General features: G+C 59.6%; 15 protein-coding genes, 1 tRNA gene and 1 pseudogene. 9 read left to right on the plus strand and 8 right to left on the minus strand.

The window, feature by feature from the left end; genetic code table 11:
- Position 1: 1 nt before the first annotated feature.
- Positions 2–2,095 (minus strand): type III secretion system export apparatus subunit SctV, encoded by a 2,094-nt coding sequence (gene sctV, locus BMX59_RS03745; protein ID WP_092240553.1) that lies wholly within the window; start codon positions 2,093–2,095, stop codon positions 2–4.
- Positions 2,092–3,141, minus strand: coding sequence for a type III secretion system gatekeeper subunit SctW (gene sctW, locus BMX59_RS03750; protein ID WP_092240551.1), 1,050 nt, complete (start codon positions 3,139–3,141; stop codon positions 2,092–2,094). Before sctW ends, sctV begins: the two co-directional genes overlap by 4 nt.
- Between sctW and BMX59_RS30405 the strand changes: the two genes are divergently transcribed.
- From BMX59_RS30405 to BMX59_RS03785, 7 genes are all read left to right on the plus strand, one after another.
- Positions 3,140–3,307, plus strand: coding sequence for a hypothetical protein (locus BMX59_RS30405; protein ID WP_175486655.1), 168 nt, complete (start codon positions 3,140–3,142; stop codon positions 3,305–3,307). The two genes, sctW and BMX59_RS30405, sit on opposite strands and share 2 nt — an antisense overlap.
- Before the next feature lie 95 nt (positions 3,308–3,402).
- Positions 3,403–3,954, plus strand: a complete 552-nt coding sequence (locus BMX59_RS03755; RefSeq protein ID WP_092240549.1) for an RNA polymerase sigma factor — start codon at positions 3,403–3,405, stop codon at positions 3,952–3,954.
- Between the two features lie 192 nt (positions 3,955–4,146).
- Positions 4,147–4,223, plus strand: a tRNA-Met gene (locus BMX59_RS03760).
- A gap of 189 nt (positions 4,224–4,412) precedes the next feature.
- Positions 4,413–5,192 (plus strand): PhzF family phenazine biosynthesis protein, encoded by a 780-nt coding sequence (locus BMX59_RS03765; RefSeq protein WP_093119987.1) that lies wholly within the window; start codon positions 4,413–4,415, stop codon positions 5,190–5,192.
- A gap of 36 nt (positions 5,193–5,228) precedes the next feature.
- Positions 5,229–7,046: a gamma-glutamyltransferase gene (ggt, locus tag BMX59_RS03770; protein ID WP_093119989.1), complete on the plus strand. Its 1,818-nt coding sequence runs from the start codon at positions 5,229–5,231 to the stop codon at positions 7,044–7,046.
- A 27-nt stretch (positions 7,047–7,073) separates the two neighbouring features.
- A complete protein-coding gene (gene pgeF, locus BMX59_RS03775; RefSeq protein ID WP_093119992.1) occupies positions 7,074–7,799 on the plus strand; it encodes a peptidoglycan editing factor PgeF in 726 nt (241 codons plus the stop codon).
- Between the two features lie 472 nt (positions 7,800–8,271).
- Entirely contained in the window at positions 8,272–8,586 is a 315-nt protein-coding gene (locus tag BMX59_RS03785) for a helix-turn-helix domain-containing protein (protein ID WP_093119998.1), read from the plus strand.
- Between the two features lie 27 nt (positions 8,587–8,613).
- Here the strand turns inward: BMX59_RS03785 and ddlA are convergent, their stop codons facing one another.
- Positions 8,614–9,708 carry a D-alanine--D-alanine ligase gene (gene ddlA / locus BMX59_RS03790; protein WP_093120001.1) on the minus strand — a complete coding sequence of 365 codons (1,095 nt, stop codon included), beginning with the start codon at positions 9,706–9,708 and terminating at the stop codon, positions 8,614–8,616.
- A gap of 44 nt (positions 9,709–9,752) precedes the next feature.
- Positions 9,753–10,391: a LysE family translocator gene (locus tag BMX59_RS03795; protein WP_092240541.1), complete on the minus strand. Its 639-nt coding sequence runs from the start codon at positions 10,389–10,391 to the stop codon at positions 9,753–9,755.
- A gap of 140 nt (positions 10,392–10,531) precedes the next feature.
- On the opposite strand from BMX59_RS03795, the gene BMX59_RS03800 reads away from it, so the two are divergent.
- The gene (locus BMX59_RS03800) at positions 10,532–11,341 is read left to right on the plus strand and encodes an AraC family transcriptional regulator (RefSeq protein ID WP_092240539.1); all 810 of its coding nucleotides are present in this window, start codon (positions 10,532–10,534) and stop codon (positions 11,339–11,341) included.
- 6 nt (positions 11,342–11,347) lie between these two features.
- On the opposite strand, the gene BMX59_RS03805 is transcribed toward BMX59_RS03800, so the two are convergent.
- The 4 genes and pseudogenes from BMX59_RS03805 to BMX59_RS03815 all read right to left on the minus strand — a co-directional run bounded on the left by BMX59_RS03805 (position 11,348) and on the right by BMX59_RS03815 (position 13,732).
- Entirely contained in the window at positions 11,348–11,923 is a 576-nt protein-coding gene (locus BMX59_RS03805; RefSeq protein WP_092240537.1) for a flavin reductase family protein, read from the minus strand.
- A gap of 53 nt (positions 11,924–11,976) precedes the next feature.
- On the minus strand, positions 11,977–12,408 hold the full coding sequence (locus BMX59_RS31020) for a methyl-accepting chemotaxis protein (protein WP_371914363.1): 432 nt from the start codon (positions 12,406–12,408) through the stop codon (positions 11,977–11,979).
- Positions 12,409–12,516: 108 nt separating this feature from the next.
- A pseudogene (locus BMX59_RS31025) lies at positions 12,517–13,293 on the minus strand (PAS domain-containing protein); the annotation flags it as partial.
- 106 nt (positions 13,294–13,399) lie between these two features.
- Positions 13,400–13,732, minus strand: a complete 333-nt coding sequence (locus BMX59_RS03815) for a DUF2790 domain-containing protein (RefSeq protein WP_092240533.1) — start codon at positions 13,730–13,732, stop codon at positions 13,400–13,402.
- Positions 13,733–13,957: 225 nt separating this feature from the next.
- Here BMX59_RS03815 and BMX59_RS03820 point away from each other — a divergent pair, with 225 nt between their 5' ends.
- The gene (locus BMX59_RS03820; protein ID WP_093120009.1) at positions 13,958–15,277 is read left to right on the plus strand and encodes an OprD family porin; all 1,320 of its coding nucleotides are present in this window, start codon (positions 13,958–13,960) and stop codon (positions 15,275–15,277) included.
- Positions 15,278–15,432: the final 155 nt, after the last annotated feature.

Genomic DNA, 15,432 nt, shown 5'->3' on the forward strand with positions numbered 1-15,432 from the left:
CTCATTCCACAGCACCACGCATCAACTCATGCTGACCGAAGTCGAAACGCCCCAGTACTTTGACCTTTGAGGTGCTGCTCAGCTCGGCAAAGGACAACACCGGTACGTAGTTGAACTCTTCCAGCAACAAGGTACGCAGAGGGCTGCGTAAATCCTGCGCGACCAGCATCACGCTCTTGAATTTCGGGCGCACGGAAAAGGCTTGATTGAGCAGGTTGACCAACGCCGCGCTATGCTCTTCGTCGAGTGCGAAGAACACGCCGGTCTGGGTCTGGCGCAATGCCTCACGCAGGATGTTTTCACTCTGCGGCGACAGCAGCCACGCGTGCAGGCCGTCTGCTTCCCTGTACTGATGGTAGATCTGTGCCTTGAGCGCAATGCGCGCGTAGTCGGCCAGCGCCTCCGGTTCACGCTCATGCTGGCCGTACTCGATCAGTGACTCGACAATCAGCCGCACCGCCCGCAACGGCACACCTTCGCTGGCCAAGCGTTGCAACACAGCCGAAAACCGCGACAGCGGCATGATCCGCTGGAGCTCCTGGACCAATTCCGGTTGGTTGTGCTCCAGCCAGCCGAGGATCGACTTACTCTCCTGAATCCCCAGGAACTGTGGCCCGCTGAGCATCATGGCCTGCTTCATGCGTTCTACGATCAGGCTCGCCGCAGTGAAGCGCTCCAACTGCGGATCATCGAGCAACGGATCATCCGGCGGCACCCAGAGCCAATCCTGCTCATCGCGCTCCGCCTGCCCCGCTATGGCGTGCGCAGGCTCAATGGTGAATGCCTTGCGCTCAATTGCAACCAGGCTGACGACCGATGCCCTGACCATTGGCACCTCATGCACACAAAAGCGCATTTCATCGTCGGCCAGCGTGTCATCGAGTTCCACCTCGAACGATGGCAATGTGAGGCCGATATTGGTGACCAGCGCATTTCGCGCCTGGCGAATCGCATAAATAAGATCGGCCACCTCGGGCGTGCCGCGCAGCACCGGAGAGAACTGCAGCAGGTAGGGCCTTGTGGGGTCGAACCCACGCAAATCCTCATGGCCATTCTCTTCGGGGCGCACCGCTTCCTCGGCTCCAGCGTTGGGTTGTTCCTGCCGTTGGCGCTGGCGCATCAAGTAATACCCCAGGCTTCCAGTGACCAACGCTATCAGGATAAACACCACGGTAGGCATGCCAGGCACCGCCGCAAAGGCGAGCATCCCAACCGAAGCGATCACCCAGCTCTTGGGTTCGCTCGTCATCTGCCGGGCGATTTCGGCGCCCATGTTCGTGATGCCTTTGCGACCATCCGGCGCCACACGGGTGATGATCATGCCGGCGGTGAGAGAAATCAGCAGCGCCGGGATCTGCGCAATCAGACCGTCGCCGATGGTCAGCACCGAATACAGGCTGATAGAGTCGGAAGCACTCAAGCCATGCTGGAACATGCCTGTGGCGAAGCCGCCCAACAGGTTGACCACGACAATGATCAGGCCGGCGATAGCGTCGCCCTTGACGAACTTCATCGCACCGTCCATGGCCCCGAACAGTTGGCTCTCGCGAGACAACTGGTCTCGCTTGTCCCTTGCCTGCATGCCGTCGATGAGGCCGGCACGCAGGTCGCTGTCGATGGACATTTGCTTGCCGGGCATGGCATCCAGGCTGAAACGCGCAGCCACCTCGGCCACCCGCTCCGAGCCTTTGGTGATGACCAGAAAGTTGACCAGCGTCAGGATCAGGAAGATCACCATCCCCACCGCCAGGTTGCCGCCGACCACGAAATTGCCGAAGGCCTCGACGATCTCACCGGCGTCCTGCTCCAGCAGGATCAGACGTGTGGTTGCAATCGACAGCGCCAAGCGGAACATAGTGGTCAGCAACAGAATCGACGGAAACGATGAGAACGCTAATGGCCCCGGCAGGTACAGCGCCAATACGATCAACAGGCACGAGATACAGATGTTGAGCGCAATCAGGATGTCCACCAGCCAGGTGGGCAGCGGCACGATGAAAATGAACACGACGGCCATCACCACCACGGCGCCCAGCACTTCGGCGCGCTGCGCGACTTTCAGCAAAAAACGGTTGATGGCCGAAAGCGCAGTCACGCAAGAGTCTCCGGCGTTGCCGTGGCTTGCAGGTACTCACGCTCCATTTTCGTGAGTTCCCCCATTCTTACCAACAGGTTGTGCAGAAGCTGATCACGCGTCCGGTTGTCAAACCACAATGCCAGAGGGAACTTGTTGAATACCGAGTAAATGGCATTGAGGGCTATCAGGGTGCGGCTGAGTTGGCTGCCCGCTTCCAGTTCCTCCAACAGTCGTTGAAGTTCCTGGGAGTCGATGCCTGTAGTGGTGTAACCCAACAAGCGCTGCATCAGCTTCGACGTAACGCGCTCTATCCTCAGACGCTCGATCAATGCCTGGCACAGGACAAATACTCCACTCAACTGCCAACAGCTTTGCAGGCCCAGGAGCAAGGTACGCAAATGCGCCGAGGGCAATGATGACACCTTCGCCGCGATATCGTCCGCCAAGGCTTTTTGCATCACCTTGAGCCCTTTTGAAAACCGTTCGTCACCGTATACATCCAGCAGTGCCTGCAGGATCTTCATCAGGGATTGGCGCGAAACCACGTTGGTGTAATAGAGCATTCGCAGCGCCTGACGCTCTTGCAGGTCGGCACATCCCGCCCGAAGTGCAGCCGCAGTATTCAGACCTGCCTGGATCTCCCCTTTGAAACGCGCCTCAAGCTTGATGATTGCATCGCGTGCCAAGGTTGCTTCGGTGCCCGACTGGGCTTCCACATTCTTGAGCACAATAAAGGTGAGAGCGGGGTCGCCCTCGCAAAGCCCCAGCAACTTTTCAACCCCGACAAGCATTCGCAGCTGCTGCTTGAATTGCAATATGGCCATTGCCAACGTCTTCTTGGCGGGATGACCCCATTGATCATAAAGCTGATTAAGCAACTGAACCGCAGCCACAGGCAGGATGAGCTGCCGCCGATTCAGTGCCCGGCTGCTGGCTCCCACTTCCTCGTTGAACAGAAGAGCCAGGTCATCGGCTACCTGGCTTGCAGTAGGTGTGGAGGTATGACTGACACTTGGCCGATCCTCGTTGCGAATTTTTTGCAGTTCGGAAGGGAAATCAACCATGACTGGACCTGAACAGGAAGAGTATTTCCCTGTGTGGCAAAAGCAGCCAAAGCGGTTCCATCAACAAATGGTCCACTGCACATTTGAAAAAACTTGCACAAGCCTTCAACGCTTTCTGCAAGCACTTGCACAAAAGCGCGCCAACAAAAAATTTTTATACATATAAATCAATAGATTATGAAATTTTTCCGCCTGGCACAGCCAGTGCAAATGGGGTTCTCGTCGACACCTTTCGACTGCGTCTACTCCAAGGAAAAATCCATGAATATCCCTATTGAAGCTTTAGCGCACCTGGTTGGCAGCTCGCCTCAATTCATGCTTCACCTGACAGACGACCAGCAAAAAAAACTTCGGCGCTTCATTCACAAGCGCGTACTCAACCCCGAAGATGCAGACGACCTGCTGCAATTGACGTACCTGGAAGCCTGGCGTAACCGTGAACGTTTCAGCGGGAACGCCACGCTCAGCACTTGGATGTGCGGTATCGCGCAAAACCTCATACGCAACCACTTCAGGCGCTTGTATGCCAAACCCGTGCATTGCGAATTCGACGAGTCGCTGTGGCACGGCCAGGAAGACAACCACAATCTGGACTGGGAATTTGAAATCAATCGACGCCTGGAGAAAACCTTGAGCGCCATCGACCACCTACCCATAGAGATGCGCAAGACGCTCTACGCCTCACTGGAAACCGACGGTAGCTACCAGGAGACCGCCGACGCACTGGAGATTCCGATCGGCACGGTCCGCTCGCGCCTCTCTCGGGCGCGCGAACAGCTTAAACGCGCCACTCACAACTCGACGCGTTCTTAAAATCAGACGTTGCGCTGGACGGCAGGGATATCTGCCCACCGCGATCAGGCTTTTCTGACTGCGCAGGCGGGCGAATCGCGAACCACTCGTCGCCCGATCCGGCAATTTCGCTTAAACAGTTGAAAGCGTAGATAAAAACTCAAAATAAATACTTGACGCATTGCCGTTCTACGCGAATAATGCGCGCCACTTGGCTACATAGCTCAGTTGGTTAGAGCATAGCATTCATAATGCTGGGGTCCGGGGTTCAAGTCCCTGTGTAGCCACCAAGTACTAAAAACGGCTTACCGAAAGGTAGGCCGTTTTTTTATGCCTGGAGAAAAGTGCGGGGCATACTCGAAGCGCTCCTCCCCCTACGGCCCAGAGTTGCGCCCGAAAAAAGGCGCCATCTGTATTTTGACGCTCCCTTGACCCGCTGTTAGTGTCCAGCCTCCCCTCTAAGCACGGAGTGCTCCACGGTGAAACTGGACATCTACCAAGTCGACGCTTTCAGCCAGTCCCCCTTCGGCGGTAACCCCGCGGCAGTCTGCCCGCTCACCGAATGGCTCAGCGATGAGCAACTGCAAGCCATCGCCGCCGAAAACAACCTCTCTGAAACGGCCTACTTTGTACCTCGCGGCGAATTCTACGAATTGCGCTGGTTTACGCCCGAAATAGAAGTGGACCTGTGCGGCCATGCCACGCTTGCGGCGGCGTGGGTGTTGATTCACCAACTGACGGACGCGCCAGAGGTATTGCGCTTTGCCACGCGTAGCGGCGAACTTCGGGTGACGCGCAATGGTGATGAACTGTCGATGGACTTCCCCGCCAAGCAACCACAACCCTGCGAACCGCCCGATGGCATGTTGAGCGCGCTCGGCATTGAACAGGCCGACGTGTTCAGCACTGATGACTACATCGTACTGCTGGAAGACGAAGCGCAAGTCGCCGCACTGACACCAGACTTCGCCCACCTCAAGGGCCTGCCCAAACGCGGCATCGCCGTGACGGCCCAAAGCGCGAGGTTTGATTTTATCTCCCGCTGGTTCGGGCCGAATGTGGGTGTGAATGAAGACCCGGTGACCGGTTCGGCCCACACTTCATTGGCGCCATTCTGGGCTGAGCGCCTGGGCAAGAACCGGTTGACCGCCGAACAGGGCGGCAAGCGCCGTGGCCAACTGCGCTGCGAGCTCAAGGGTGATCGCGTGATCATTTCCGGCCACGGGGTGCTCTACCTGCAAGGCACGATTTACCTGTAAAAAGCACTACCCCAAGGACAACAGATCATTCTCAAAATGAACGGAGTTCAGCGCGTGTTTTCGATTTCCCGCCGTCAACTGTCGGTGATTGCCGCAGCCCTCACCCTGGCTGCCTGCCATACCCCGGTCAACCAACAGCCTCCGGCACCGGAGCTGGGTTCCGGCTATCGCACCGACCTCACGACTCAACACGCCGAGCGCCATATGGCCGCGGCGGCCAACCCGCTGGCAGCCGAAGCCGGACGCGAGATGCTGCGCATGGGCGGTTCGGCAATAGATGCGGCGATTGCAATGCAGGCAGTGTTGACGCTGGTGGAGCCGCAGTCCTCCGGCATCGGCGGCGGCGCGTTCATCATGGTGTGGGACGGGAAAAACGTACACGCGTATGACGGCCGTGAAACCGCGCCGGCCGGGGCCACCGAGCGTTTGTTCCTGAGGGGCGACGGCACACCGATGGCGTTTGCGGAGGCGCAGATTGGGGGACGCTCAGTCGGTACGCCTGGAGTATTGCGCGCGCTCGAAATGGCGCACAAGAAGACTGGCCGGTTGCACTGGGCCACGCTGTTCGAGCCGGCAATCCGCCTGGCGGAACAGGGCTTCGCCATTTCTGCGCGCTTGCATAGCCTGATCGCGGCTGACCATAACATCCCGCAATCACCAGATATGGCGGCGTATTTCCTGAATGCCGATGGCACACCGAAAGCCACCGGCACCGTGTTGAAAAACCCGGCGCTGGCCAATGTGTTCAAACGCATCGCCAAGGAAGGCCCGGACGCGCTGTACCAAGGGCCGATTGCCGATGAGATCGCACGCAAGGTGCAAGGTCATCGCAACGCGGGCAGCCTGTCCCAGGCAGACCTCAAAGGCTATAGAGCCAAGGAGCGCCCCCCACTGTGCACCGATTACAAGCAGTGGAAAGTCTGCGGCATGCCACCGCCGTCGTCGGGCGGGATCGCCGTCGCGCAAATCCTGGGCACCTTGCAGGCCCTGAAAGCCCAGGACATCGCGGCGATGCCTCCGGTAAAAAGCGCATCGCCTGCCGGCCTTGAACCAACCCCCGAAGCCGTGCACCTGCTGGCCGAAGCCGGGCGCCTGGCCTTCGCTGATCGCGGCCTCTACGTCGCGGACGCGGACTTCGTGCCCGTGCCGGTCGCGGGCCTCGTCGCACCGGAGTACCTGGCCAAGCGCGCCGCCTTGATCGGCGAGCGCAGCATGGGCATCGCCAAACCGGGCGTACCAGCGGGTATCCAGGTGGCCTATGCGCCGGACCGCTCGCCGTTGCGCATCTCCACCTCACAAGTGGTGGCGGTGGATGACCAGGGTGGCGCCGTGTCGATGACCACCACGGTGGAAGCGGCGTTCGGCTCTCATCTGATGGTGCAAGGTTTCTTGCTCAACAACCAGATAACCGACTTCTCGTTTATCCCCGAGGAAAACGGCCAGCCGGTGGCCAACCGCATCGAGCCCGGCAAGCGCCCGCGCTCGGCGATGGCGCCGACCCTGGTGTTCCATCGCAACAGCGGCGAGTTACTGGCCACGGTCGGCTCGCCCGGTGGCTCGCAAATCATCGAGTACGTCAGCAAGTCCCTGGTGGCGATGCTTGACTGGAAACTTGACCCGCAAGCGGCCATCAGCCTGCCGAACTTCGGCAGTCGCAATGGTGCCACCGAGCTGGAGACCGGCCTGTTCAGCCCTGCACTGAAACAGGCCCTCAAGGACAGAGGCCATGCCCTGAGCGAGATCGATATGACCAGCGGCATCCAGGCCATCGTTCGCATGCGGGATGCCCAGGGCAAGGTGTCGCTCAGTGGCGGCGCCGACCCTCGGCGTGAAGGCAAAGCGGTCGGCGACTGAACACTTCAAACATCGGAGAAAGCGCTCGTGCAACAGGCAGATAATCTCGGCGCCATCCCTGGCGTCGACCACGGTTTTTGTTCGATCAATGATCCGCTGCGCCCCGATGGGGTGTTCATCTGCAAGCAGGTGCATAGCGCCTCAGTGATCGAGTGGCAAGCCGACCAGGTACCCAATACCGTTGAAGCGGACGGGGTATGCACAGGTGAGCACAAGCCCATCGCGGTGATCACCGCTGACTGCCTGCCCCTTCTGATTGCCGCGCAGAACGGCGAAAAGGTCGCTGCGGTGCATGGAGGATGGAAGGGGCTGCAAAGCGGGATCATCGCCAATGCAATCAAGCGTTTTACCGACGAAGGGATTGCAGTCGACCAGTTGCGCGTGGCGATCGGACCGTCGATCAAACCGTGCTGCTATGAGGTGAGCGAGGGGTTTGTTGCGCAGTTCCAGGCTGACCAGGAGCACCTGTGGGCAACCGGGCGGGCGCCGTGGAGCGCAGCGCAACCCGCACCGTTATTGCCCGCGCAAATTGCACCGCCCCACGCCAGGCAAGCAGCAAGCGCGTGGTTTGACTTGAGCGGGTATGGCGTGATGTTGCTGCAAGCGGCCGGCATCCGGCGTGAACAAATCGAGGTGAGTGAGGTGTGCACTTACTGCACCTCCCCCACCTTTGCCAGCTACCGCCGAAGGACGCATCACCCGGAGGAAATGAAGACGTTGATCTATTCGTGGATTGCTCGTACGCAGCGGTGAGAGGCAGCTTACCAAGCACGGTCCCAGGCCCTACTCATATCGCCGACACGCAAAGTACCATGTCATTTTTTGCGATAAAACGCACCTTGAGCAGTACCCGTTATCCTGCGATTTTCTGGCCCGCCCGTTCTTGCCAGAGGCTACGTCAAAGACGTAGAATTCCGCATGTTAACGATAATAGAATCGCCTCTGTTCAGCAGGTTATGGCCTGACTATTGGACCGAAGAGGAAAGAGGCATTTTCATGGCTTTTCTAGCCAGTCATCCTGAAGCAGGGAACGTTATACCCGGCTCAGGCGGATGTCGAAAAATACGCTGGAGCCTGGAAGGTCGAGGCAAAAGTGGATCGGTACGAATAATCTACACCACACAATTGGCTTGCGGGGCCTTGGTAGCGCTACTGATATATGGCAAGGGCGCGACCGACAGTATTCCAGCGCACACCCTGTACAAAATCGCGAAGGAAATGAACCATGCCACTCACTGAGAAACAGCTGCAAGAACGGGATGCCAAACGCAACATTGGCGAAGAGCTGCTTGCCACTGTTCAGGATGTTAAAGCAGGACGATACGGCTCGGTGAAACAGGTCGAAATCACTCAAGCCGCCGAAGCAAGAAGCAAGACCGGGTTGTCGCAACCCAAATTTGCTGAGCTTCTGGGCGTTTCGGTAAGAACCCTTCAAGAGTGGGAGCAAGGGCGTCGCTCCCCTTCTGGCGCAGCACGCTCCTTGCTGCATATCGCTGCAATCAGACCGGACGTCTTTCGGGAAGTCCTCAGTAACGCCTGATGGCGTTACTGAGCCACTGATGAACGACTACCGACTGATCTTCAACCCCTTGCGCCCCGCATGCCGCTCCAGCGCCAGCTCGATCAGGCGGCTCACCAGTTCGCTGTAGCTCATGCCCGCCGCCTGCCACAGCTTGGGGTACATGCTGATGCGGGTGAAGCCGGGCAGTGAGTTGATTTCGTTGATCAACACCTCGCCATCGTCGGTAAGGAACGCATCGACCCGTGCCAGGCCGGAACAGCCCAGCACCTCGAAAGCCTCAATGGCCAACCGGCGAATACGCTCGCTGGCGTCATGACTGATATCGGCCGGCACCACCACCTGGGCGGCCTGGTCGTCGATGTACTTGCTGTCGTAGGAATAGAAACCACTGCTCACCACAATCTCGCCGCAACCACTGGCGATGGGGTGATCATTGCCCAGCACGGCGCATTCGATTTCGCGGCCTTTTACCGCCGATTCGAGCAGCACTTTTTCATCGAAGCCCAGGGCCAGTTCAACGGCAGCATGGTACTCGGCTTCGTCGCCGACTTTGCTCACGCCCACCGATGAGCCTTGGTTGGCAGGTTTGACGAACATCGGCAGGCCGATCTTGTTCACCGCGGCCTCAAACGAAGTACGCGCCGCATTGCTGCGGGTCAGGGTGATGAATGGGGTGACGGCAATCCCGGCATCGCGCAGCAAGCGCTTGCTGATGTCCTTGTCCATGCACACCGCCGAACCGAGCACGTCGGAACCCACGAAAGGCAGGTCGGCCATACGTAACAGGCCTTGCAGGCAACCATCTTCGCCGAGGGTGCCGTGGACGATGGGGAAGATCACGTCGACATGTTCCAGCAGGCCGCTGCCGGAAGTCTCCACCAATTGCTGGCTGGCCTTGCCGGGCACCACCGCCAGTTCGCGGTTGGACTGGTTGAGGGCGATCAACGCCGGGTTTTCCTGGTTGAGCAGGAAGTTCGAGGTGTCGTTGAGGTGCCAATGGCCGGCCTTGTCGATACCGATCAACACCGGCTCGAAGCGCGAGCGGTCGAGCGCATCGACGATATTGCGCGCCGACTGCAACGACACTTCGTGCTCAGCCGAACGGCCACCAAAAATAATACCTACCCGCACCTTGCTCATGACCCGACCTCACTGTTGAACGTAAGGCTTCTTACCACGGGCCGTCAGCGATTCGCTACCAGATGTGCGCCGAACAACACATAGCAGCCACCGGCAAAGCGGTCGAGCCACTTGCGCGACCGGCTGTAGAGCGTGGCCATGCGTTCGCTGGAAAACACCAGTGCCACGCTGGAATACCAACTGAACGACAAGGTGGCCATGGTGATCACCGCCAGGGTCAGCAGCATCGGCGACGGCGAAGGCGGCATGGTTGACGCGAAGATGGTGGCAACAAACAAAGCGGCCTTGGGGTTGGACAGATTACCCAGCAACCCCAGGCGCCACGCGGAAAACAGCGAGCGCCGGGCGTCATCCGGCAGCACGTTCTGGCTCATGTTCGGTGAAGACCGCTTGAACAGTTTCAACCCGAGGTAGATCAGGTAGCAGCCGCCGATGATCTTGAACGCCAGATACAGCATCGGTGCCGCCGTAAACAGCGACTTGATGCCCAGGCCACCCGCCAGGCCCCACATGATCGTACCCGTGGCCACTCCCGCCGATGCCACCACACCATGACGGCGCGAACAGCTGGCGGCCAGTTGCGCCGTGTTGAAAAAGTTGGGGCCAGGCGTGACCACCGCGACGGTCCACAGCAAGGCCAGGGAAACCAGGGGCGTCACATAGGCCGGGTTGAGAAAATCCATGGTGGGCAGCTCCATCAGCGCGAGGCACGAGCGACGATCATAGGCCTCTGCCCTGCCCTGCACAATCGTACAAGACCCCGGCAGACAAGGGATGCAGACTGGGTTAACGTATTTCCCTCTCTTTTTTGTGACCCCTTACCATGGGCAAACCCACCGCCACCCTCGACTGGTTGCACCGCGCGCCCCATGCCAGTGGCCTGGACCGTATCGAGGCATACTTTGCCGGCTTCGCCTTCGACCCGCATCGCCACGACACTTACGCCATCGGGCGTACGTTGACGGGCGTGCAGAGCTTTCACTACCGCGGCGACATGATCCACAGCGTGCCGGGCACAACCATGGTGCTTCACCCCGATGAAACCCACGACGGCCACGCCGGCAGTGAAGAGGGCTTCAAATACCGGATGATTTACGTAGAGCCGTCGCTGATCCAGCAGATTCTCGGCGGCAAGCCGTTGCCGTTTATCCCGGGCGGCCTGTCTACCGACCCCAGGCTGTTGCGCGCCAGCGAAGTGCTGCTGCAGAACCTGGACAACCCCATCGACCCATTGCAGGAACAGGACGCCCTGTTCGACCTGGCCCATGCGCTGAACAACGTCTCGGGCGGGATCATCAGCCGCAAGACGTTCGACTACGTGGCCGCCGAGCGCGCCCGGGAGTTCATCCACAGTGCGCTGGGCCGCAGCATCACCCTGGATGAAATGGCCGACCACGCCGGCCGTGACCGCTGGGCCTTGTCGCGGGATTTTCGCCTGCTGTTCGGCACCAGCCCCTATCGCTACCTGACCATGCGCCGCCTGGACCTGGTGCGCAGCCTGCTGGCCCAGGGCCAATCGCTGGTGGACGCGGCGATGACGGCCGGCTTCACCGACCAGAGCCACATGACCCGGCAGTTTCGCAGCACCTACGGCATGCCGCCGTCGCGCTGGGTAAAGATGCTCGGGCGCTGACTAGGCTTAGAGCGCGTGCCCATCAATCGGCTGGCCGATGGTGAGAAAATGCCCGCCCGCCACATGGTGCAAGGTGCGCAGTTCATCATGCCCTTCGAAGTGCCAGCGGCCGTCGCTGAATACGCGTTCGTCGGCATAGGCCGCGACCACTTCACCCAAAAACAGATCATAGGCCTGCTGGTTATGAGGCTCGGGCAGCAGTCGGCATTCCAGCCAGGCCACGCAACCTTCCAGCAGCGGCGCGTCGATGTGTTCACCGCGGAACGTGTGCAAGCCGTAGGCGGCAAACTTATCCGTGTCGGCACCGGTGGTGTTGCCCACGGTTTGCACAAGGTCGGCCTGGCTCGCGCAAGGCACCTGCAACACAAAGGTGCCGGCGCCTTCCAGCAGTTGGCGGGTCCAGGTGGCCTTGTCCAGCACCACCGCTACCTTCGGCGGTTCGAAATCCAGCGGCATGGCCCAGGCCGCGGCCATGATATTGCGCTGGCCGTTGTGGGCAGCGCTCACCAGCACCGTAGGGCCGTGGTTGAGCAAGCGGTAGGCCTTGGACAGCGGGACCGGGCGACGGTGGGTAGGGCTCATGGACAGTCGACTCTTGATACCAGAAAGCCCCTACGATACCTGAAGCCCTACGCTCAACTCGACAGTTGGTTGGCGAACTGGCCCACCGCGCTGACCACCTTCTGCGCCCCGTCCTGGATCTCCACGATCACCGTGCCCGCTTCGGCAGCCAGCGCCAGGCCCTGTTCGGCTTGCAGGCGACCGTCGGTCATCAGGGCGACCGCGTCGCGGGCCATGTCCTGGTTCTGACGGACCACGCCGACAATTTCCTCAGTGGCCTTGCTGGTGCGCGAGGCCAACTGCCGAACTTCATCGGCGACTACCGCAAAACCACGACCTTGTTCGCCAGCACGCGCCGCTTCGATGGCGGCGTTGAGCGCCAGCAGGTTGGTCTGCTCGGCAATGCCGCTGATGGTCTTGACGATGGTGCCGATCACTTGGGATTGGGCGTTGAGCGCCTCGATACCGTCACCGGCCTGTTGCATGTGCCTGGCCAGGTCGCGCATCACATCCACCGCCTGGGTCACCACGGTGGTGCCGCGCTGGGCGCTGTTGTCGGTTTGCAACGAGGTGCTGTAGGCAATGTTCGCCGCGTCGGCGACCGCCTGTTCCTGGTTGACCTGGTCGGTGATCACCGTGGCGAACTTGACCACTTTGTACAACCGGTCATTGGCGTCCAGCACCGGGTTGTAGGTCGCTTCCAGCCACACCACGCGGCCATGGCTGTCGACCCGTTTAAAGCGTGCCGCGACGAACTCACCGGCGTTCAAGCGCTTCCAGAAGTCCTGGTACTCGGTGCTGTTGTATTCCTCTGGCTCGCAGAATATCCGGTGATGTTTGCCCTGGATCTGCGCCAGGCTGTAACCCATGCCCCCGAGGAAACGGTCATTGGCGCTCAGCACGTGCCCGCCGAGGTCGAACTCGATCACGGCGGTAGAGCGCACCAGCGCGTTCATGAGGTTTTCATGCTCGCGGGAAGCCTCGATGGTGCGGGTGAGGTCGCTGGAATAAATCGAAAAATGCTTGATGCGCCCCTCGGAGCTGCGCACCGGCTGCAGAATCGAACGCAGCCAGGCTTCCTGGCCATTGCCCCGCATCAGGCGCACGGTGCCGGCGAAATGCTCGCCGCGCACCAGGGCGTTCTTGAAGCGTTGCTGGAACTCATCCCTGCGCACGTGGGCCGGCTCCAGGTCTTCGATCGCACGCCCCAGCAGTTGGCCACTCTGGTAGGCCAGCTCCTGCAGGAAGTTGGCATTGGCCCATTCCACCCGGCCTTCGGCGTCCAGCGTCAGGCACAGCATTTCACTTTCCAGGCTCTCCTTGACCTGATTCAAGCTGGACAACTCTTCGCGAAGAGCCGACAGCTCCTGCTTCAAACGGGTGTTGAACATGGGGCACCGAGGATCAAATGAGGGAGATGAATCCGACCTGCATCGGCGCTGCCGGCATTTTCTTAAGCGAGCTTGAGGCCCTCGCCCAAGTATTTTTTCGGCCACATCAGCTGCCGTTGTTTCGGCACACGCCCATCACTTGATACTCAAGGGTCTTGAGCTTGCCGCTGGAGTCTTCATAGGTCATGCGCGACGGCACCGCGTTGCACGAGCGGATCGGCGGCGTGACGTTGACCACCTTGGCGATGTCCAGCTTCATGCCATAGCGATACGCCTGCACCTCGGGCGCCGGCTTGCCCTTTTTGGCGGCGTACTCGGCCATGGCTTTTTCATTGCGCTCCATCATCAGTGCGAACGTACGGTCCCCCCCACCTTCGGCCAACGCACCGAACGACAGGATGGCGGTTAAAACACCCAGCGCGACTTTATAAAACTTCATGATTAGTTCCTCGACTGAAAGATTCAGTGCGCAGACTAACCAACTGACCCTGACGCAAACTTCACCAGAGCATTACTTATTTGTTAGATAAGTGTGAGTTTCCAGAATTGTAATCTTCGTGCCACTTCTTCGTTATCTGCGGTTTGCAACTATCAGCCCGGGCCAGATCAATAAGAACGCCCGCTCTCATAAGAAGCTGAAACTGCCAAGCACCAGGAGCGAACCATGCGTATCCGTCACTACAGCCTTCCCCTTTCACTGTGCGCCGCTTTCCCGCTGGCTGCCGTGGCCGTGGAGGACCCGCCCGAGGGCTTTATCGAAGGCAGCCGCGTCAATGTGCTGGCGCGTAATTTTTACTTCAACCGCGATGATCGCAAAGGCCAGTCCAGCCCCACCGGCAATGGCTATTCAGAGGCCTGGGCACAGGGTTTGATCGGCCGCTTCGAATCTGGTTTTACCCAAGGCACCGTTGGCTTTGGCGTGGATGCGTTTGCCATGGTCGGCATAAAGCTGGACTCGGGCACCGGCCGCAGCGGCGGCAAAGGCTCGTTCGGCGTGCAGCCGGTGGACAGCGAAAACCACCCCGAGGACACCTACAGTAAAGTCGGCGGCGCCGCGAAACTGCGCATGCTGGATACCGTCATCAAGGCCGGCGACGTATTCCCGCTGACCCCCGTCGTGGCCTACGGCGATTCACGCGTGTTGCCGGAAAGTTTTCGTGGCGTGACCGCACAGAACACCAGCCTCGAGGGCCTGACCCTGCAAGGCGGGCGCTTGAGCGGCATGAGCCAACCGAGCGAAAGCGGCATGAACAAAGGCTTCGCGACCTTTTACGCAGGCCCGGTCGACTCGCCCTGGGTCGGTTATTTCGGCGGTGATTACACCGTCAACCAACACCTCAGCGTCAGCCTTTACGGCAGCCGCTTGAAAGATGCCTGGGACCAGTACTACGTCGGCAGCGCCGTCAGCTATCCGCTGGGTGAAGATGTCTCGCTGTTCGGCGACGTCAACTACTACAAGGCGGTGGACGAGGGCCGGAAAAAGCTCGGTGAATTCGATAATGCCATCTGGAGCGCCCGGCTCGGAGTGAAGGTCGGCGCCCACAGCCTGGCCCTCTCCCACCAGCGCAACAACGGTGATGACGACTTCGACTACCTGCGCCAGTCCGACTCGATCTTCCTCAACAACTCGATCCAGTACAGCGACTTCAACTCGCCCAAGGAACGCTCATGGATGGTGCGCTATGACCTGGACATGCAGGCATTCGGCATCCCCGGCCTGTCGTTCATGACCCGCTACGGCAAAGGCACTGGCGCCGATTACAGCAACGCCAACGCGGTGTACATGCGTCGCGATGCAGCCGGCGCCCCACTGACCGACCAACGCCGCTGGGAGCGGGATATCGAGGCCAAATATGTGGTGCAAAGTGGAAACTTGAAGGATTTATCACTGCGGCTGCGCCAGGCGACCGTGCGCTCAAGTGCATTCGAGTCGGACTTGGAAGAAGTTCGGCTGATTATCGAGTACCCCATTGCGGTGCTTTAAGGTAGGCCAATTACATTCACTTGCCGATGCGCTACATCTCTTCACAGGTTGAAGTCTGTCAGAACTGTAATATTGGTCTCACCTTCTCGTTAAGTTGCACTTTCTACACTGCACACCGAACACCTCTCATCTCTGCGGCTTTCGTGTAGCTCCTT

This window comes from Pseudomonas sp. NFR09 (assembly GCF_900111535.1).
Lineage (GTDB): Bacteria > Pseudomonadota > Gammaproteobacteria > Pseudomonadales > Pseudomonadaceae > Aquipseudomonas > Aquipseudomonas extremorientalis.